The organism is Undibacterium sp. GW821-FHT07F11 (genome assembly GCF_059418665.1).
This window is the reverse complement of sequence record NZ_JBWKQH010000011.1, coordinates 272,119-292,406: the sequence shown is the minus strand read 5'-3', so window position 1 is coordinate 292,406 and position 20,288 is coordinate 272,119. Positions and strand designations below refer to the sequence as shown.

Sequence of the window (20,288 nt, the reverse complement as noted above, 5' to 3'; positions counted from 1 at the left end):
AGGTAAATGAAAAGAGGAGAGGATTTTTGCCGTAGGATAGCTCCTACATATATGTATCGCATTGTATCTTTTACGCACAACATATGCAATTTTTTGTAAATTTAATACACAAAAACCAATTTCTGTGAATCAATTGTTTTTTAGGAACTTTTTAGTCTTTTATACACACCCATCTCCATTTCATCACTATCCAATCGGCAAGCGAAAATGCGCTGCACATTACAGGCCAAAATAATTTGACCCACTTGTAAATTTCCCCTGTCCCCTGCGAATAAAAGAGTAAGAGTTTAGCGATGCATTACATGAACACGCTAAACATAGACTCATCATTTCAGGGAGATATCATGTACGGTTTGATTCTATTACGCAGTTTTGTACTTGTCTTATTTTATGCATGCTGGTCTTGCACTGCATTTGCCCAACCCGCTAAAACCAATTTGCCAACTACAGCGACCACAACACTGGACAGTGTCATGCAAAGCCATCTGGCGGCGCTGGGGGATTTCAACAAGGTGCAGTCGCGCCGGGTCAAGTTGCGCATCATAGGGATGGCACCGTTTGAAATCCCGACGACGGTGGAAGCGAAACGCCCTAACCTCTTGCGCCGGGAGGTACAGGTGCAGGGACAAGTACAAATTTCCAGTTATGACGGTAAGGATGCATGGAAGATTGATCCTTTCCTGCCTAGTGGCAAGCGGGCTGTTGATCTGTCTGCGGAAGAATTACCGGCCATGCTGGAAGAAAGTTATTTTGACGGGATACTGGTGGCGGCGCAAAAGCAGGGCTTCCCTTTGCAATATGCCGGACTGGAAACCCAGGACGGGCGGCGCGTGCATGTGCTGAAAGTCAGTATCCCGGCCACGGGTGAGTCGACTATCTATCTGGACGCGGGCAGTTTTCTGGAGATCAAGCGCCTGCAAAAGCGCCAGATCATGGGGCGCATGACGGAGCTGGAGGTGCACACCAGCGACTATCGCTTACAGGATGGTTTGATGATGGCTTATCGCTTTGAGATTGGTACCAAGGGCTCTACGCAGCGCATGAGCATGGTGGTGGATGCAGTAGAACATAATCCGGCGATTGCCGCCAGTCGCTTTCAACGTACTTCAGCGAATTGAGCAGCCATGCAAAGCGATCTCACTTTTGATGTGGCTCACTCTGGCGTTTCGTCAGCGGTGAAGGCTGAAGTTACCGCTGAATCCGTTAGCGGACGCATGCATGGTCTGGATGCCTTGCGTGCGGGGGCTTTAATGCTGGGGGTGTTATTGCACGCGACCATGTCTTTTTTGCCTGGTGCAAAATTCTTTTGGGTCGTCAGCGATAATCAAAAAACTGAATTACTGGGGCCAGTGTTTTTTGTCATCCATGTATTCAGGATGCCTTTGTTCTTTTTGCTTGCTGGTTATTTTGCGCACCTGGTTTTGCAAAAAAAGGGCTGGGCTGGCTTCATCAAGAACAGGTTCAAACGCATAGTCTTGCCCTTGCTGGTCGGCTGGCCGGTGATATTTACCGCCATCATTGCCGCCATCGTGCTGGCGGCCTGGGTGCGTAACGGTGGCAGCCTGCCCAAAAAAATGCCGCCCTCACCTGAGTTTAGAGCAGACAGTTTCCCGCTGGCGCATTTATGGTTTTTGTACATGCTGACGCTGCTATACGCTGTGTACTTAGGCCTATGGGCATGCTGCAGACGCCTGGGCATATTGCCGCACGTGAAGAGGTTTGCCGATTTGCTGATGCCAGCGCTGACCGGCTGGGCAGGCCCTTTACTGCTGGCGCTGCCGGTGGCGCTGGCCTTGTTTTATACGCCGTATTGGGTCAGTTGGTTTGGTGTACCTACACCAGATCAGTCGCTTTACCCTGGTCGTGCTGCCTGGGTCAGTTTTGGTATGGCGTTTGGATTGGGCTGGATGTTGCAACAATCGCCTGCTACGCTGCCACAGTGGCAGAGGCGCGGGATCTGGCACTTGGGAATGGCTGTATTGCTGGCCGGTGCTTGTCTGTACCTGACGAGTTTAGCGCCACAATTGCTGCCCGCGGTACATGATGACAGCAAATTGATCTATGCTTGCCTGTATGCTGCCGCTGCCTGGAATTTTTGTTTTGGCCTGACCGGTCTGGCATTAAAATTCATGAGGCATGCTAGTCTCACGGTACGTTATCTGGCCGATGCTTCCTACTGGATTTACCTCGTGCATCTGCCTTTGGTGATGGCCTTACAGGCGCTGGTATCGCGAAGTGAATGGCATTGGACAATCAAACTGGCGGCAGTCTTGCTGGCGACACTGGCAGTGGCTTTACTCAGTTATCACTATCTGGTCAGGTCTACTTTTATAGGCAAGGTCTTGAATGGTCAGCGCCATGCTGGCCACCCCCGGCCTGTGCGGGCATAAGGTCTATGAACGAGTATATGGACGAAGAACTCTTCTTGCAGCAACTCGCTTCACACAAACGCCTTTTATACAAGGTGGCTTATAGCTATTGCCGTCATGCTGAGGACAGGCGTGATCTGGTGCAGGACATGGTGATGCAATTGTGGCGTTCGTTCCGCAGTTTTGATCAGCGTGTGCAGTTTTCTACCTGGATGTATCGCATCGCCATGAATGTCGCTATATCACACTACCGCAGTGAAACCCGGCAAGTGCGCGACACGGTACCGCTGGAAGAGTTCGGCCTGGACATCGCCGAAGCAGATCAGCTCTACAGCGCCCAAAGTGACAATATGCGCACGCTGGACAAGCTCATCAGCGAACTGGATGAACTCAATCGCGCCCTGATCCTGCTGTTCATGGACGGCTACAGCAATGATGAAATCGCCAGCATCATGGGCCTGAGTGCAGCCAATGTTGCCACGCGCATGACGCGCATCAAACAAAAATTGCAAACCCGGTTTGCAGAAAGTAGCTAAGATGAATCTCGATCTCTTGAAAGCCGAGTGGGAAGCCCGGGACCAGCGTCTGGAACAGGCCGTCAGAATGAATACCCAGATGCTGCGCCTGACTTTACTGGAGCAACACAGGCGCGAAATTGCCAAATGGGGATGGGTCGACAAATATGAAATCATCGCTGGTACACCAGTATTTATTTACCTGATCTGGTTCCTGGGACATTACATCAGTGCATGGCAATTTGCCCTGCCCGCCTTCGCTTTGCTGGCCTGGACCATTGCCCTGCCAATACTCAATCACCGCTTGCGCCATGCCTTGCAAGACATGGATTTTGGCCAGTCCATCACGACGGTACAAAAACAATTGGCAGAACACAAGGCCAGACGCCTGAACCTGTTCAAATGGGCATTCTTACTGGGACAGATAGTCTGGTTCATTCCTTTCTTGCTGGTGTTTTTTAAAGGTGTATTCGGGGTGGACCTGTACCTGAAGACGCAGAACTTCATAGGCCCCAGCCTGGTTGGTGGCGTGCTGTTCATCCCGCTGGCGATAGGCATGTCCAAATTATTATCTGGCCGCTTCAAACACTCTGCCCGCTTCCAGGCATTCACGGATATGTTGGCAGGCAAGGACATTATCCAGACGCGCCAGTTCTTGAGCAAGATTGCACAGTTTGAAGAAATGCCGGACGAAATCAGTGCCAGCGACCATCATCAAAATAGCTGATTTTTGATGTAGGCACTTATAAATTATGTTATCTTTAATGCCATTTTTAAAATGGCAACCGCCCTCCTCATTAGCCCCAAGGTGACACATGCGTTTTTGTATGAATCTTGCTGTCCTTGTTTTTGCACTGAACTTACAAAATCCAGTGTTAGCCCAAACTGATGATGCCCCCGTCACACTTGCAGGACCAGGATTGGCACAAACAGCAGCGATAGAAAAAACCATGGCTGCAATGGCAAAATCCCTCCTCGAACGTGGTGGTATGGATGGTAAAAAATGGGATGCCAATCAATTGTTCCGCTTGCAGTTACTCAATGCGCAACCCGAAGCTGCACGTCAGGCAATACAGGAATGGCGTACGCAGGCAAAGCAGCGCGGACAAAACAATACTGAGGCACTGTTCGTCATTTATGAGTTGTACGCAAAAACACTGGAATTGCAAACTCAGCGCAAGCTAAGTTTTGAGGAGGCATACAAGCTGGCTTTTCAGGATGTGTTTTCTCATCTGGACGGTGAAGCAGCACAAGATGCCACTTTTGCCTTGGGTACATCAGTCGAACGCCTGGAAGCAGAATTGCAGCGACAATTGAAAGAACATGCCGGTAAAACGGCACTCCCGCTGAAAGATGCTGCAAACCTGAGCCGCCAGTATCTGGCATGGCTGGTCTATTCAAAAGTTATTCCTTTAAGCCCAAAGCTGCTAAAGGAAGATGATCAGCGTCGCTATGTTACCGAAGAGTTGCTGATACCAACAGCCGATGGCACACAGATTGCGACTTTGCTCATACGCCCCAGAGAGCAAAATGGCAGCCAGAAGAAGTATACGACCTTGATGGGCTTTACCATTTACGCGGAAGATAACTGGAGCCGCGCCGATGCAAAAAAAATGGCGGCACGTGGTTATGCCAGTGTTGTCAGTTACACCCGCGGCAAAGGTCGCAGCCCAGACAAGATCGTACCGTATGAACATGATGGTGAAGATGCGCGTACAGTTATCGCCTGGATAGAAAAACAGGACTGGAGTGACGGTAAAGTCGGCATGTATGGCGGTAGTTACAATGCCTACACCCAATGGTCTACGGCAAAAAAAATACCCAGGGCCCTGAAAGCCATGGTCATTTCAGCCAGTGCGGCACCGGGCGTAGACATACCTGCCCAAGGTAATGTCTTCATGAATTTTTTATATCCATGGATACCCTATGTCACTAATAATAAGTCCCTGGACAATGATGCCTATGGTGATGAACAGCGCTGGAAAAATCTCGACAAGACCTGGTACACAAAAGGCACGGCGTATCGCGAGCTCGATAAGATAGATGGCATAGCCAATCCCATTCATAGACGCTGGCTGGAGCATCCCGCCTATGATAGTTACTGGCAAGCCATGATCCCTTATCAGCAAGAATTCTCGAAAATTAATATCCCTATCCTGAGTACTACCGGTTATTTTGATGGTGCACAAGTTGGCGCACTATATTACTTCCAGCAGCATACACATTATCTGCCAAATGCTGATCACACCTTGCTGATAGGCCCTTACAACCATTTCGCCATGCAAGGCGGCGTACCAGCGACTGAGTCTGGTTACACCATAGAGCAAGTGGCCAAACTGGATTTGGCCGCGTTGCGACTGCAATGGTTTGATTATCAATTCAAAGGCGGCACCAAGCCAGAGATACTCAAGGACAAAGTCAATTATCAGGTGATGGGGGCGAATATCTGGAAGCATGCACCCAGCCTGGCAGCCATGCAAAGCAGCCATATAGACTACTATCTTGGCACACCTGCACAACAAGGAGCAACGCATCAATTATTGCAAAAACCTGAAGCCAGACAGCGCCCGCTTACCCTGACTGTTGATATGGCAAAACGGGATGATGTCAATGAACAAGAAAGCCTGCCACGCGTCAGCAAGACTTTGAATACCCGCAATGCGCTGGTCTTTGTCTCAGATACCTTGCCGCAAGCGACAGAAATCAGCGGCTTGTTCGCAGGCCACCTGGAATTCATCGTCAATAAAAAAGATGTAGACCTGAATGTCACACTGTTTGAGCAAATGCCCAATGGTGATTATTTTGAACTCGCTTCTTACCTGGGTCGTGCCAGCTATGCCAAAGACCGCACTCAGCGTCATTTACTGCAACCAGGCAAACGCCAACTTGTTGACTTTGTCGCTCCGCGCATCACCAGCCGTCAGACACAGGCGGGTAGCAAAATAGTCATCGTCATTGGCATACCCAAACAAGCTGACTTGCAAATCAATTATGGTACGGGCAAGGACGTCAGCGACGAAACCATCGCCGATGCAGGCAAGCCAATAGCATTGCAATTACTCAGTGGCAGTTATATCCGGGTGCCGTTCGGACAGCCCAGCAAATAAATATGAGCATCGCCAAATGCATTTATTTGGTGATGCTACTTTCAGAACGCTTGGGTGAATCCCAAACCCACGCACCTGCGCTCACTTCACAAGCTGATAATAAATTTCGCACCACCACCAACAGTCGCGGCATATCTGACTGTACCGCCATTCCCTTGTATCAATTGCCTGACCAAAGCCAGACCTATGCCGCTGCCATGTTCTTTGGTGGAGAAGAACGGCGTGAAGATTTGCGAGATCAGATCTTCGGGCACGCCGGGCCCATTGTCGCTGACTTCTATGCGCAGACGTGCGCCACGGCTGAGCCTGGCTTGTATATGCAGTTGTGGTTGACTGACCAATGCCGTCGCTTCCTGAGCATTCTTGATGAGGTTAATCAAAGCCTGCTCGAGTTGCACCGGATCTGTCATGACTTCGAGATTTGCTGGTTCCACATTGAATTGCAATACACCGCCACGCGCCTGCCATTGTGGGCTGACGAGAGATGAGATACGTGTAAACAAGTCTTGTAATTGCACTCTTTCAGTCTGTGCAGCAGGCAGATTGGTCAGGCTACGATAACTGCCGACAAAATCCACCAGACCATATGCGCGCCGGCTGATGGCGTCAAGCGCAAGTGCCAGGTCTGTGGCGCTTTGCGATGGCAATTGCAAGTCATTGAGCATGTCATTAGCAGTACTGGATAAGGAAGCGACAGGCGTTAATGAATTCATGATCTCATGCGTGAGTACACGTATGAGTTTTTGCCAGGCTTGCTGTGCTTCCATTTGCAGTTCAGTCTCTACCGGCATCAATGCCACAATGATCTGCGTCTGAGTTTGTATGGTAAGACTACTGCTGGCCAGCAAGGCACGTTCCTGGCCTTGCTCAGTCTCAAAGCTGATCATGCTGCGTTTGCCCGTCGCCTGGGCGAGGATTTGTGCATATAGCTGGCTGACCTCGATTATCCTGCCAGGCGCGGTCAGGCGGCGGGCATTGCCATTCAAGGGGCGGACGATTTTTTCTGCCCCCTTATTCTCTACACAGAAAAGGGCAATGGGTGCATGCTCGAGATGGCTTTCCAGTGTCAATGCCAAAGCCTGCAAGCCCTCAGCTTGCATGGTGGGCGGTTGATAGCCAGTCTCTGGCCTGGCCTGGCGCGCAGCCAGCCCATGCAAGCCCCAGCCAAACACACCCAGACCAATTCCAGCCAGCATAATCAACAGGGTAGTCCAGCGTAGTTGATGCGTACTTTGCCCTATAGTGATTAGATAAGTCGCGGCCACTGCAGCACTAACAACAATCAACATGCCGATGACAGCAGCCAGCTTTCTGTGCGGGCTGGAGGTCAGTTCAAATATCATGCTTTTCCAGCTTGCGGTAAAGGGCAGCACGGCTTAGCCCTAGCAATTTTGCAGCCTGACTGATATTGCCTTCGGCCTTGTTCATGGCATTGGCAATGGTTTCGCGCTCCAGGGCTGCCAGCTTGTATTCAGGTGTAGCCATTGGATTTTCAATCATGACTGGATTTTGCAGTGGCGGCGCTGAAGCGGATTTCGTCAACGCTGTGTCGCCCACAGACAAACCAAAGTCTGGGAACGTATAGCAGTCCTGGGTTGCCAGTATGACCGCCCGTTCACAGGCATGACGCAATTCCCTGACATTGCCAGGCCAGGCATGGGCGCATAAGGCTGCCAGTGCTGATTCTGCAATTTCACGGGCAGGACGCTGGTATTGTTGCTGATAACTATGCAAATAATGACCTAGCAACAAGGGGATATCGGCCACCCGTTCACGCAATGCAGGCACGCGCAAAACGATAGTATTCAGGCGAAACAAAAGGTCGGTGCGAAACACGCCAGAATCAAATAAACTGGCTTCATTCAAATTGGTAGCGCTGATGACGCGTACATTGATTTTCTCTGCCTTGTCTGAACCTATGGGTGTCATTTCGCGGCGTTCCAGTGCATGCAATAATTTGGCTTGCGCACCCAGTGGCAGGTTGCCGATTTCATCAAGAAAAAGTACACCACCTGCAGCGGTTTGAAAGCGCCCTGCCCGGTCTTGTCTGGCATCGGTAAATGCGCCTTTCTTGTGACCATACATTTCGGTTTCAAAAGTCGATTCGGGTATGCTGCCCATATCCACAGGCAGGAATGTGGCCTTGCTGCGCAGTGAATGTTGATGGATGGCGCGTGCTACCAGTTCTTTGCCTGCGCCGTTTTCACCGAGTATCAACACATTCGCTTCTGTGGGAGCGACGCTTTTGATCATGGCTTTCAGTTCGCGCATGCTGGCCGCATGCCCCATCAATTCTGGAAAATCTTCATCCTGCAAAGCCTGGTCTTGCCTGTTGTAACGGCCAGCGGCACCCAATACGGCGGCAAGCAGGCGTTCATTATTCCAGGGTTTGGTGATGAAATCACAGGCGCCGCGCTTCAAGGCTTCCACCGCCAGCGGGACATCCGCATAGGCGGTCAGCATGATAACGGCGGGCGCAGGATGCGTGGCACGCAACAGATCCAATAAGGCCAGGCCTTCTGCGCCATCGGTACGACCTGGCGTGAAGTTCATGTCAAGTAAAACGACATCAGGCATGTCCGCTTGCAGGCAAGTATCTAGTTGAGCGGTATCGGTCAGCGTGCCGACGTGTTGGCAATGCCTGCGCAATAAAAGCTGGGCAGCACAGGCAACATCGGGGTCATCATCAATGATGAGTACAGAAGTCTTCAATACTGCGTTTTTAACAATGTCGGGGGCTTGCATGAAGGGTTTGATAGAAACTCGGTTTCGCATTTATAAATACTAGTGCGAATGATTGTAATCCTGCATTGCTGCAGCGGCAATCAGTGCAGGTTCTTTATTGGAGTTCTATAGACAAACAAGCGGTATTGTTCATTTACGAACAGGCGCAGTGTGCGGAAACGGACACTGATCACGTGTTGTTCCGCACTTTAGGGATATGGGTCTTGGGCAAGAGCAAGCCATGCAAGAATTTGCTCTTTTTGACCAGGCTCAGCAACAGCAGGGGCAGCAATAATCCTGCAATAAATGCCAGGCTGGCGTTCAGGTATTCAGATGTACTCCAGCGTGACAACATGCCGAATATTTTCCACTCTATCCATGAATGGAAAATCATGATGAATAAACTGTTGGTGCCCAGATAGGCCAGAGTCGCGCCCAACTTGCCGGTATACTGCAGGCAAGTTGATATCGACAAAACCAGATAGATGCCCAACAAAGCCTGCGCAGTTGATATCCACCAGTTGCCATACAGGCGCATATTCAAATCGATGGTTTCATCAAAAAAGAAATGCAGGGCTGCGAACAATATCAGCGCAATGGCAAAAATCCAGGGCTGAAAACTGAAGCGCATGACATGCTCGTGCATGACATAGCCGAGCAAAATAAAAGCAGTACTGATGCCTATCAGGTCCAGACTCCAAGGCAAGCCCGGGAAATTGTGCTGGCGATTACCGAGCAAAAGATTGAGTCTGTCAAATTGCTGCGCATCCAAACCCGCAAAAAAATGTGTCGTGATGACACCCAAAGCCAGCAAAATACCTGTACAAAACACCGGCAGCAATAATCCGGGACGCAGGTGATTCGTCAGACGCAGGACTATCCAGGCCAGCAATATGGCGAGAAACAAATGCGGTAAATACCATAGTGGTACCCACTCTATGGTGTTGCCAGTGCCGTAGAACATGCCCAGCAAATAAGTACGCGCATCCACACCTGACAAAGCAACGCGCGCCAGCCCCCAGGTTGACAGCACAACAAAGAAAGACTTCAGTAAGGCATCGACTTTGAATACCAGAAAATCTTTAAAAGCAGTGTCATGATGCAGAACTGCCCCGGACAAAAAGAAAAACAGGGGCATGTGGAACGAAAAGATAATACGGAACAGCTCGCCATGATCATGAGCAATGATCCAGTTGTGTCCAAAGACGACGAGGATAATTCCTATGCCTTTGGCAATATCGATGCTGGCGTTGCGCTCTGACATAGGCTAGGTTAATGAACCCTCACTGGAACTTGATGCATACTATTTTTGCGACAGATATTCTGGCTGTGCCTGCCAGTCTTGTCGCAATAAAGAATGCACCGCTGCAGTCACAGGAACACCGCCAACCACCAGGCGATTACGCGCCATGCATTCGAGTTGCGCGCCCACTTTTTTTGCGACGGCGATACTGTTGACATTGCCTTCGGCAGCGACTATCTCTATGCGGTTAAAACCCAACTCCCTGAAACCAGCGTCAGCCAGCAATATGCTTGCCCTGGTGGCGATGCCTTTCCCTTGTACAGACTGCCTGATCCAGTAACCGAGATTGCAGTAATTATGCAATTTGCTGATCATGTTCAAGCCTGCACCACCCAGCAATTCCTTGCCATCTTCGCTGAAGATACCAAACTCATAGGCCGTACCTTCTTCCCGCCCTTTATCACATGCGGCAAACCAGTCCCGTGCATGGTCGCTATTAAAATCGGCGTGGCACCAACCCATCCAGCGGCCTACGGTTTCTACTGATTCACGTACTACTGCAGCAAACATGTCAACATCATCAGCTTCATAAGCACGCAGGCAGATACCGGGGGCAGTGATTCTTTTCATTATAAATAATTAGTATGCAGATATAACAAGTATAGCCTGATCAATGTCCACTACGATTAGGTGAACAGGCAAAAAAAAGCCCTGTATTTAACAGGGCCCGCTTTTATATCCAGACGGCGAAGGACAGGAGCAAGAGCAACAGCATCCATAGCAACAAGGCTCGCCAGACCAGACCGACTGCGCTTTGCAGGGCGCGTGGTGAAGCTTCAGCACCTGGCTGGCTTTCCAGCTCCAGGCTGTCGACGTCGACAGCCGTTGCATCAGCTTGCAAGACCATGGCTTTTTCTTCAGGTTCACCGAGGCGTACGCCCAGGGCGCCACCACCGGCTGACAAGATAATACCAACCAGCTCATCCGACCAGCGGTCAGCATAATTGCGCCATGAGTAGACCGCATCTTCAAAATTGCCGACTACGGCAAAGGCGACTGCAGTCAGGCGTGCCGGCACCCAGTCTATCCAGTAAAAGACTTTGGCTGCATAGACACCAAATTCTTCGTTTTTCATATGCTCAGGTTCGTTCCAGGCGCGCGACAAGTATTCTGCTGCGCGGTACATGACAGCACAAGCCGGGCCCACAGGCATGAGGAACCAGAAGAACACGCCAAACACATTGCGGTGGGTGGCGATCAATGAACGTTCGACGGCAAGGCGGGAGATTTCTGATACTTCCATGCCGGTGGTATCCAGATGCGTCCACTCAGCCAGATAACGTCTGGCAGTATCTTCATCGCCAGAACTCAGGGCCAGTTGTATCGAGGTGAAATAATGGCTGTAGCGACGAAAACCCAGGGTCAGGTAGACGATGAGTACATTCCACAGCAATGCGGCAATCGGATTCAGGCGCAGGCACAGCCAGTAAATCAGGGCCGTAGGCAGCGTCAGTGAAGCGATGACTATCCACCAGCCCAGGCGGCCGTGCTTGACCTTGCCAGCATTGAAGGATGCTTCGATTTTGTCAGCCAGCGTCTGGATTTGCGTATAGATAGGGTTATCTGCCCGCAAGGGCTTGAGCTGCTCAATCAACAGCGCTAACAGGATGGAAATAAAGGTCATGGTAGACTGGGCTTATGTTGCAGCGCAATGCTGCAAACAATCAATTTGCAAATGCGGCAAGTGTAAACCGATTTGCCCAGATTATGAAGCTTTGTTCTAGTGCCCTGGGTTATTAATTCATTCAATAACAAATCTGGAGAACTCGTTACGAGGCAAGGAACAAAGCACAGCAAGGCTGGTGCCTTGCGCGCATTTGAGACGCAGCGTCGTAGCGATTTTCGCCGGATTTGTTATATGAATTAGCAACTTAGGGTACTAAAGGCAAGCCTACAACTGTCATGCACGCAGGAAATGAAACAGATTGCGCAGCATGCCCGCCGTTGCCCCCCAGATGAAATGCTGCTCGTAGGGCATGGCATAAAAATGCCGTTTTCCTGCATTGTCGGGTAAATCAAAGCTACGGCGCTGGTGATTTTTGCCATCCATCAGGAAACTCAACGGTACTTCAAAAATGGAAGCAACTTCTGAGGGATCGGTACGTACGGGAAAACCGGGCATGATCAATGAAACGATGGGGCTGACCTGATAGCCTGTGCCTGTCTTATATTCTGGCAGACGTCCCAGAATTTCAACATATTCGCGTTGCAAGCCTATCTCTTCTTCCGCCTCGCGCAGGGCTGTCGTTACAGGATCAATGTCCTCCTCCTCAAAACGCCCACCTGGAAAGCTGATTTGTCCAGGGTGGTGATGCAGATGTGCAGCCCTTTCGGTCAGTAGCATGGTCAGGCCCTCGTCACGCATGACGATGGGTATCAGTACCGAGGCTGGCCGGAAAGGCAGGTTCTTGGAGAAAAAGCTCTCGTCAACAACTTCTGGCGACCACTCACGCTCCCGCAAAAAACGCTGACGCAGCCAGGCTGGCGACAGATGTTCGGCAGGCACGGCCGTTTCTTCACCCAACGAGTGGATAGGGAAAGCCTGAGGATCAAAAACTGGTTTGCTCACGATACAGGGTAGTTTTCTTCTTGTTGGACATATTTTGCCTTTAACCGGGCAATAAAAAAAGGATGCCGGAGCATCCTTTTTCAATACGGCTAAAACAGATATTACTCTGCTTTTGCTGCAACAACTTTACGTGCTGGCAATTTCTCTTTGATACGAGCAGATTTACCAGAGCGTTCACGCAGATAGTACAGTTTTGCACGACGTACATCACCGCGACGTTTCACTTCAATAGAAGCGATCAGTGGGGAGTACAACTGGAATGTACGCTCAACGCCTTCGCCGGAAGAAATCTTACGGACGATGAAGTTGGAATTCAAACCACGGTTACGACGGGAGATAACTACACCTTCGTAAGCCTGTGCACGTTTGCGAGTACCTTCAACAACGTTGACGCTCACAACTACTGTATCACCTGGCGCAAAGTCAGGGATGTTCTTGCCGAGGCGAGCAATTTCTTCTTGCTCTAATTTTTGGATCAGATCCATTTTTTACTCCTATGACCATCTTGCCGACGCTGCAGAATCTGGTTCTGGCTGATGCCCGGTAGAGGATGGGGTTTAACATGTGAATCATTGAAGATTCACGCTTAAATATTTCAGCTCAAGAGCTGAAAATTACTACAAACTGCTTAAAAACTTTTCGTCGGCACGACTTAACAAGCCTGCCGCACGCGCTGCGATGATTAAATCCGGACGCTTTAACTGACTGGCTTCCAGTGCACGCTGACGCCGCCACTTTTCAATTTCAGCATGATTGCCCCCCATTAACACGGCTGGCACAGCCTGGTCTTCAAAGACTTCTGGCCTGGTGTAATGCGGACAATCCAACAAACCATTAACAAAACTGTCTTGTATTGCCGAAGCATCATCATGCAAGACGCCAGGGATTTGCCGTATGACAGCATCCATCAGGGCCATGGCTGGCAATTCACCGCCAGACAAGACAAAATCGCCGAGGCTGATTTCTTCGTCGACGTAATTATCCAGCAGACGCTGATCTACCGCCTCATACCTGCCACATAACAAGATCAAGCCCGGCGTTACCGCCAGTTGCATGACCTTTTCATGTGTCAGCGGCTTACCCTGTGGTGACAGATAAATCACTTTGGGTGCCACTGCAGACAAGGTACTCTGGCGTGCCTTGGCAGACCCAATCGCGGTCTGCAAGGGTTTTGCCAGCATCACCATACCCGGGCCACCGCCATAAGGCCGGTCATCCACGGTACGATGCCTGTCAGTCGTAAAATCACGTGGATTCCACAGCTTTAATTCGCATTTTTGTTGCTCGAAAGCCCGCCTCGTTACACCTGATTGTGTAATGGCAGCGAACATTTCGGGGAACAGCGTAATGACATCGAACTGCATGCTTATGCCTTCTGAGAACCTATTTACGATCTTACTGCGCGAGCGTGACCGGGGTTCATGTGCTGCTCAAAATGCTCATGTACTTAAGTACATTCCGCTTTCTGCGCTGCTCTTCACCCCACTGACGCACGCTCGCTACAGATCGTAAACAGGTTCTGAGTTCATCACGTTAATAATCACTACCCCAGTCAACCTGGATTTTGCCCGCTTTTTGATCGACTTCCTTGACGAAAGCCTCTACAAAAGGAATCAGGCGTTCGTGTTTCACCAGTTCATTTTCAGGCACATCCGCTGCCGCCACCCGTAAAATCGGATGCGCACCATTGTCCATCAAATCCCTGACCACACCTAAATTCTCACCCTGAAGATTATCCACCTGCAAACCTATCAGATCGAGCCAATAGAATTCACCGGACGCCAAAGCAGGAAAATGCTTGCGAGAAATTTGTACAGTCGCACCTTTCAGTGCTTCTGCGGCATTTCTGTCAGGCACACCCACCAGCCGCGCAACCACATCTTCCCCCTGGATTTTAACTTCCAGACGGTCAACATCACGCAACTCAGGCTTATCCAACCACCAGGTTTTTACTGACATTAATGCGTCAGCATCAGCAGAATAAGGACGTATCCTTACCCAGCCATGAATACCAAATGCTCCCGAGATATAGCCAACCAGGACCAGATCATCAGGAGCATGGACTGCAGCAGTCATGATACAGCTTGCAGCGATTAAGCTGCTGCTTTACCGGACTGAGCTACCAGGCGAGCAACTGCTGGAGACAATTGAGCGCCAACACCTTGCCAGTAAGCCAGGCGATCAGCTGCAACGCGTACTGTTTCTGCATTGCCAGTAGCTACTGGGTTGTAGAAACCGATGCGCTCGATAAAGCGACCATCGCGACGATTACGGGAATCAGTTGCAACGATGTTGTAAAAAGGGCGCTTTTTTGCGCCACCACGAGCTAAACGAATAACGACCATAATATTTCCAAAAAATGTCTGAACGCGGAAAAAGCTGTAGATTATAGCCCGCTTCTTGAGTAAGTCGCAAGGACTATCCCACTTTTCCCTTGCCGAAGGGTGATTTTATTGATCAGCGTGACTATTGAGACACACTATACCGTCATCGCATACAATCACAGCTTCGACTTTGATGGCTGGCTGCAATGACGCTCACTGATACAACACCACATAAAAATAAAACCCTGGCAACTTTTCTGGCTGCTGTCTTTGGCGCTGCAGGCGTGCACCGCTTTTACCTGGGTGGTAAAAAAGATAAATGGGGCTGGCTGCATTTCATCACACTGCCTATCAGCATGGTCATCCACTATTTCTATTTTGGCAAACCCGAGATCGTGCAATATGGTTTTTTATTGCTTTCTTTTCTGATCGCCATACTGGAAGCGTTAGTGATAGGCCTGACGCCAGATGAAAAATGGGATGCGCGCCATAATAGCAAATCCGGCAAGACCAGCGAGTCCAACTGGCCGCTGGCATTGCTGCTGGTATTAACATTGGCTGTAGGTGCGTTTGTATTGATTGCTGCCATCGCACGCACTTTTGATTTGCTATATACCGGCGGTGCTTACGGCTGATGATTACGTAGTACTCCTCCAAAAAAAAGAAAATGGCTCATCGTAAAAATGAGCCATTTTTTATTGCTATGCCTGTAATCAGGTTGCAGGCATTTTTTAACGTACAAACAAGGCAATCAGAATAACGATAGGAAGAGGTATGCCGAGTAATAAAAGCAGGATTGAACGCATGATAGGCTCCAGGAAATAATTAGTTGTTGCTTGTCCTTGCTACACTCAGTAGCGATGACAAAGTTTTATGCAGACGTTTTTGCTGACTCATGCAATCACATGCGCCTCGTCACGCTGGCGGCCGCCCAATGTTGCAGCCAGACTGGCGACGAACGCACCCAGCAGCAAGGCTACAAACATCCACAGGGCAGAATTTGCGGCCGCTTTACGAGCCTGGTCAGCAGCAATTTTGGCAGTATTTTTTGCATCAGTAACCGACTTGTTCAGTTGATCAAATACGGCATCAACACGCTTGGTCGCATCTACCTGTGTCATGTCAGTGCGTTTGGCAACCAGCCTGGCCAGGTAATCCCGGTCACTCGGTGACAGCGAGCCGTTAGCGATATCTGTCGACAATATGCGGCCAACTTCCATGCGCACGCTGTTGCTATTACCAGTGCCAGCACTGGCGCTATCGGTCGGTGCAGTCGACGCTTGCTCAGTACGCAAAAGCATATCGGTAAAATAATCCACAGGATTGACCTTGGCATTACCAGCTACCGCCGCTGTTGCAGTAACCGCAGTACCTGCGGCATCTGCTGCGCCACCAAGTATGCCTTGCGCAGCACTGGCGAGTAAGCCCACCGTCAACAAGGAGGCAACTGCCCATGCCAGCATGCCATGCGCCGTGTCACGGAAATACACTTCGTTATCATGCACATTACTCCACTTGGTACGCAAGCGGCCTGCGATATAACCGCCAATGCCGGATGCCGCAAGCTGTGTGAACCCTATCCAGGCGATGGTGGAAATTCCCATTACTGTGGCGTTATAAGACCACGGCGAAACCGCGGACAAACCAAGGCCAGCGCCCAGCATCAGCAATATCAGGGACAGTGCCGCTGCAGCCACAGCACCCCCAAGCACCGCTCCCCACGACACGCCGGAAGTACTTGTACGGGATGCATTGTCTTGGGTGACTACCAACATGTTTGCTTCAGTAGTATTGTTATTCATATAGGTATCCATCTGCTTTCAATTTTGGTTAAGACTTATGAAATAAAATCTCAAGTTTTTCTTAATTAAAAACAACCAGAGAACGGCCTCAGAATAGATGGCAGCGGCTTTCACGTCTGTGTGTTGTTTAACACTGAACAATGATTTTTTGCAGATAAAAGCAGGAGATGCATCTGTGCAACAGAAAGCAGGATTGATCAGAATGGATATGCAAACTGCTTGCTGGCAAACGCCCAGATCATGCCAGACGCATCGGGCCCTTTAGGGTCGCTGTAGGCATGGCCTGCGGCACCACCACTCCAGGCATGAGCCAGTCCATTTACCTCGCACAAGCTGACGACAATTCGCCCTTGAGTACGATAGTCGGTAATAGTCGCCGGATAACGCGCGCCGCGTTGCATGGTACGAGGCTCGCCCGCTTTCGCGCCCGCCTGGGTCGCCCACTGTTGGGTTACCAGTACACCATTGACGGGGTAGACGATGCGGTCTTTGCTGCCCTGTATCACCAGCAATGCAGGCAGCTTTATCCCGGCTGGCAACTGTGCCGCGTCCAGGCGGCGTCCGCGCATTGCCATGATGGCCGTTGCTGAAGAATGCGCAAGCCCGGTGGCAACGCCCGAATGCATGACCAGCGCCCGAAACCTTGCCGGATGACTTAAGGCCAGCAGGGCTGCCATGCTGGCACCGGCAGAAAGCCCCGCCACGGCAATGCGCTGCTGGTCTACTGGTTGCAACAGGCACACCTGATCAATCACCGCATCAATGGATTTGGCCTCGCGTTGTGCCCGGCCTGAACGCGTGTCATACCAGTTCCAGCAAGCCTGGGCGTTAGAAAGTTTTTCCTGTTCAGGGTAAAGCACGAGAAAGCGCTTGCGTGCAGCATGTTGATTCATCTTGCTGCTGGCAGCCAATGCCGCGGCATCTTGCAAACACCCATGCAACATGACCAAGAGCGGCAGGCGCTCAGTGCGCCCGATTCCCGGTGGCCGGTATAAGTGATAACGCCGCAAGCCAGCCATGCCGGTCGTCATCCCCGGAGACAATTTAGCGCTGGAAATTGATACTGATTTTTTGGGCTTGGCTGGTTTACGTTTGCCTGTTTTTGGTACGACGGCCGCCAGTGTCTTTTTGATTGCGCTGACACCAGTCCGCGACGCCGCTTTTGCCATCTTGTGCAGGGCACTTTTGAAGGATTTGCTCCATGGCGACGTGCTGATGCGTTTACTCATGTATGGCTTATCCGCCACGTGTGAACAGCAAGGATTCTTTTACCCTTGCCAATCCAAAACGCCAAATTTGGTCTGGATATATATGCGGCATGGAGCAACTCTGAAGGGGCGATAAACACATTCAGGGCTGCGGAGCCACTGGCCACCAATAACTGACGCAAGCCATTTTTCAGCTTGCCTGATTTCTTCACGAGCAAGGTGGCAACCAAAAACTCAGCGACAGTTTGCTGCATTGGATACTCCTTATCCGGGGGCACACGATCTGGGCAGGCAGCATTGAAAGCGGGCACAGCAAAGACTCACCTGTGATGGTAAAGGCCTATGCGATAAGTCTCTATGCGCTAACGCACACAGGGCTTGAAGGATATCAGTCAAGAGAGGGAAAACAAACAGGATGTCGCCATGAAAAAAAGGCTCATTCACATGAATGAGCCTTTTTTCAATAGAAAATCTAACTTACTACAGTGATCATTAAAACTGGTCTTCAGACAAGGCCATGACACCGGCACTACCATCCACAATTGCTGAACGCAAGCCTTGCGCTGCAGACAGGATATGATCAGCAAAATAGCGTGCGGTAGCAATCTTGGCTTTCAGGAAGGCGGCATCGCCTTCGCCTGCATCGAGTTTTTGCTGGGCGATGATGGCAGCACGCGCCATTTGCCAGCCACCGAAAACGATGCCTGCCAGCTTCAGATACAGGACGCTGCCAGCGAACACGCCTTTGATGTCTTGCCTGAAGTTGGTGACGACGTAATCAACAACACCTTCCAGCGCTGCAGTACCGGCTGCCAGTTGGCGCTGTATCGCCAGCATGTCAACTGAACCAATAGCCGTCAGTTGCGCTTCTGTCGCGCGCATGTCGGCGATAAAGGCTTTAGCGGTAGCACCACCATCGCGTGAAGTCTTGCGACCTACCAGGTCATTTGCCTGGATGGCTGTCGTGCCTTCGTATATCGTCAGAATCTTGGCATCACGATAGTGTTGTGCAGCACCGGTTTCTTCGATGAAGCCCATGCCACCGTGCACCTGCACGCCAGTTGATGTGACATCCAGCGACATTTCTGTGGACCAGCCTTTGACGATGGGTACCAGATATTCATACTTGGCCTGGTTAGCCTTGCGCACCGCTGCATCTGCATGGTGATGGGCAAAGTCACTGATACCGGCAGCAACATAGGCCAGCGCACGTGCGCCCTCAGTCTGGGCACGCATGGACATCAACATGCGGCGCACATCAGGATGGTTGATGATGGCAACCGGGCCAGCGGAACCTGCCAGATCACGTGACTGCACGCGGTCTTTGGCGTATTGCACTGCCTTTTGATAAGCGCGTTCTGCCACGCCTATACCCTGCATGCCAACACCAAAGCGGGCGGCATTCATCATGATGAACATGTATTCAAGGCCACGGTTTTCTTCGCCAACCAGTGTACCTATCGCGCCGCCGTTATCACCGAATTGCAATACCGCAGTCGGGCTGGCCTTGATGCCCAGCTTGTGTTCTATCGATACACAGTGTGCATCATTGCGCGCACCCAGACTGCCATCGGCATTCACCAGGAATTTTGGCACGATGAACAGGGAAATACCTTTGACGCCTTCTGGTGCGTCCGGTGTACGGGCCAGCACCAGGTGGACGATATTTTCTGCCATATCGTGCTCACCATAGGTGATGAAAATCTTGGTGCCATATACTTTGTAAGTACCATCGCCTTGTGGCACGGCACGGCTGCGTACCATTGCCAGATCAGAACCGGCTTGTGGCTCGGTCAGGTTCATGGTACCTGTCCATTTGCCGGAAATCAGGTTTTCCAGGTAGATGGCTTTTTGTTCGTCGCTGCCTGCGGTCAGCAAGGCTTCAATCGCGCCATCGGTCAGCAATGGGCACAGGGCAAACGAGATGCTTGCTGCATTGAGCATTTCTATGCACGGTGTTGCCACCAGCTTGGGCAGGCCCTGGCCGCCAAATTCTTGCGGATGCTGCACACCCTGCCAGCCTGCTTCACCAAACATCTTGAAGGCTTCTTTAAAGCCCTTGCTAGTAAAGACTTCGCCGTCTTTCCAGTAGCTGGGTGCCAGGTCGCCAGGGAAGTTCAAAGGGGCGACCACTTCACCGGCAAACTTGGCGTTTTCTTCCAGCACAGCTTCTACGGTTTCTGCCGTTGCATCTTCACAGCCAGGCAAGGCATTGACTTCCGCCAGACCAGCCAGTTCGTTGATGAGGAACAGCATGTCCTTGACAGGGGCAACATAGCTCATTTTTGTATCCCAAAAAAAGAAAAAGGGGCAGGTCAGGAAGATCGCCTGAATGATGCGATAAACCGCTTACCTGCCCCGTCAGGC

General features: G+C 50.8%; 20 protein-coding genes. 6 read left to right on the top strand and 14 right to left on the bottom strand.

Going from position 1 to position 20,288, the window contains the following annotated elements; genetic code table 11:
• Nucleotides 1–344: 344 nt before the first annotated feature.
• The 5 genes from AC07OI_RS25925 to AC07OI_RS25905 all read left to right on the top strand — a co-directional run bounded on the left by AC07OI_RS25925 (nucleotide 345) and on the right by AC07OI_RS25905 (nucleotide 5,991).
• Nucleotides 345–1,118, top strand: a complete 774-nt coding sequence (locus AC07OI_RS25925) for a hypothetical protein (RefSeq protein WP_495259210.1) — start codon at nucleotides 345–347, stop codon at nucleotides 1,116–1,118.
• 6 nt (nucleotides 1,119–1,124) lie between these two features.
• Nucleotides 1,125–2,390 (top strand): acyltransferase family protein, encoded by a 1,266-nt coding sequence (locus AC07OI_RS25920; protein ID WP_495259209.1) that lies wholly within the window; start codon nucleotides 1,125–1,127, stop codon nucleotides 2,388–2,390.
• A gap of 17 nt (nucleotides 2,391–2,407) precedes the next feature.
• Nucleotides 2,408–2,905 (top strand): RNA polymerase sigma factor, encoded by a 498-nt coding sequence (locus AC07OI_RS25915; protein ID WP_495259208.1) that lies wholly within the window; start codon nucleotides 2,408–2,410, stop codon nucleotides 2,903–2,905.
• A gap of 1 nt (nucleotide 2,906) precedes the next feature.
• Complete coding sequence (locus AC07OI_RS25910; protein ID WP_495259207.1) at nucleotides 2,907–3,611, top strand: hypothetical protein; 705 nt, start codon at nucleotides 2,907–2,909, stop codon at nucleotides 3,609–3,611.
• Nucleotides 3,612–3,756: 145 nt separating this feature from the next.
• A complete protein-coding gene (locus AC07OI_RS25905; RefSeq protein ID WP_495259206.1) occupies nucleotides 3,757–5,991 on the top strand; it encodes a CocE/NonD family hydrolase in 2,235 nt (744 codons plus the stop codon).
• 86 nt (nucleotides 5,992–6,077) lie between these two features.
• On the opposite strand, the gene AC07OI_RS25900 is transcribed toward AC07OI_RS25905, so the two are convergent.
• The 10 genes from AC07OI_RS25900 to rpsP form a co-directional block, all read right to left on the bottom strand.
• Nucleotides 6,078–7,334, bottom strand: coding sequence for a sensor histidine kinase (locus tag AC07OI_RS25900; protein ID WP_495259205.1), 1,257 nt, complete (start codon nucleotides 7,332–7,334; stop codon nucleotides 6,078–6,080).
• Entirely contained in the window at nucleotides 7,324–8,736 is a 1,413-nt protein-coding gene (locus AC07OI_RS25895) for a sigma-54-dependent transcriptional regulator (protein WP_495259204.1), read from the bottom strand. Before AC07OI_RS25895 ends, AC07OI_RS25900 begins: the two co-directional genes overlap by 11 nt.
• Before the next feature lie 169 nt (nucleotides 8,737–8,905).
• The gene (locus tag AC07OI_RS25890) at nucleotides 8,906–9,979 is read right to left on the bottom strand and encodes an acyltransferase family protein (protein ID WP_495259203.1); all 1,074 of its coding nucleotides are present in this window, start codon (nucleotides 9,977–9,979) and stop codon (nucleotides 8,906–8,908) included.
• Between the two features lie 39 nt (nucleotides 9,980–10,018).
• Nucleotides 10,019–10,588, bottom strand: a complete 570-nt coding sequence (locus tag AC07OI_RS25885; RefSeq protein WP_495259202.1) for a GNAT family N-acetyltransferase — start codon at nucleotides 10,586–10,588, stop codon at nucleotides 10,019–10,021.
• A 103-nt stretch (nucleotides 10,589–10,691) separates the two neighbouring features.
• On the bottom strand, nucleotides 10,692–11,642 hold the full coding sequence (locus AC07OI_RS25880) for a CobD/CbiB family protein (RefSeq protein ID WP_492707127.1): 951 nt from the start codon (nucleotides 11,640–11,642) through the stop codon (nucleotides 10,692–10,694).
• Between the two features lie 276 nt (nucleotides 11,643–11,918).
• The gene (locus AC07OI_RS25875) at nucleotides 11,919–12,587 is read right to left on the bottom strand and encodes a CoA pyrophosphatase (RefSeq protein ID WP_495259201.1); all 669 of its coding nucleotides are present in this window, start codon (nucleotides 12,585–12,587) and stop codon (nucleotides 11,919–11,921) included.
• A 101-nt stretch (nucleotides 12,588–12,688) separates the two neighbouring features.
• Complete coding sequence (gene rplS / locus AC07OI_RS25870) at nucleotides 12,689–13,072, bottom strand: 50S ribosomal protein L19 (protein WP_186947495.1); 384 nt, start codon at nucleotides 13,070–13,072, stop codon at nucleotides 12,689–12,691.
• Between the two features lie 132 nt (nucleotides 13,073–13,204).
• Nucleotides 13,205–13,951: a tRNA (guanosine(37)-N1)-methyltransferase TrmD gene (gene trmD / locus AC07OI_RS25865; protein WP_492707124.1), complete on the bottom strand. Its 747-nt coding sequence runs from the start codon at nucleotides 13,949–13,951 to the stop codon at nucleotides 13,205–13,207.
• 169 nt (nucleotides 13,952–14,120) lie between these two features.
• Nucleotides 14,121–14,663: a ribosome maturation factor RimM gene (gene rimM, locus AC07OI_RS25860; protein WP_492707122.1), complete on the bottom strand. Its 543-nt coding sequence runs from the start codon at nucleotides 14,661–14,663 to the stop codon at nucleotides 14,121–14,123.
• A 17-nt stretch (nucleotides 14,664–14,680) separates the two neighbouring features.
• Entirely contained in the window at nucleotides 14,681–14,932 is a 252-nt protein-coding gene (gene rpsP, locus AC07OI_RS25855; protein ID WP_110255824.1) for a 30S ribosomal protein S16, read from the bottom strand.
• 185 nt (nucleotides 14,933–15,117) lie between these two features.
• On the opposite strand from rpsP, the gene AC07OI_RS25850 reads away from it, so the two are divergent.
• Nucleotides 15,118–15,546, top strand: coding sequence for an NINE protein (locus AC07OI_RS25850; RefSeq protein ID WP_495259200.1), 429 nt, complete (start codon nucleotides 15,118–15,120; stop codon nucleotides 15,544–15,546).
• 258 nt (nucleotides 15,547–15,804) lie between these two features.
• On the opposite strand, the gene AC07OI_RS25845 is transcribed toward AC07OI_RS25850, so the two are convergent.
• The 4 genes from AC07OI_RS25845 to AC07OI_RS25830 form a co-directional block, all read right to left on the bottom strand.
• On the bottom strand, nucleotides 15,805–16,713 hold the full coding sequence (locus tag AC07OI_RS25845) for a hypothetical protein (RefSeq protein WP_495259199.1): 909 nt from the start codon (nucleotides 16,711–16,713) through the stop codon (nucleotides 15,805–15,807).
• Between the two features lie 197 nt (nucleotides 16,714–16,910).
• Nucleotides 16,911–17,942 (bottom strand): extracellular catalytic domain type 1 short-chain-length polyhydroxyalkanoate depolymerase, encoded by a 1,032-nt coding sequence (locus tag AC07OI_RS25840; RefSeq protein ID WP_495259198.1) that lies wholly within the window; start codon nucleotides 17,940–17,942, stop codon nucleotides 16,911–16,913.
• Nucleotides 17,939–18,175, bottom strand: coding sequence for a hypothetical protein (locus tag AC07OI_RS25835; protein WP_495259197.1), 237 nt, complete (start codon nucleotides 18,173–18,175; stop codon nucleotides 17,939–17,941). Before AC07OI_RS25835 ends, AC07OI_RS25840 begins: the two co-directional genes overlap by 4 nt.
• A gap of 238 nt (nucleotides 18,176–18,413) precedes the next feature.
• Nucleotides 18,414–20,204, bottom strand: coding sequence for an acyl-CoA dehydrogenase (locus AC07OI_RS25830; protein WP_495259196.1), 1,791 nt, complete (start codon nucleotides 20,202–20,204; stop codon nucleotides 18,414–18,416).
• Nucleotides 20,205–20,288: the final 84 nt, after the last annotated feature.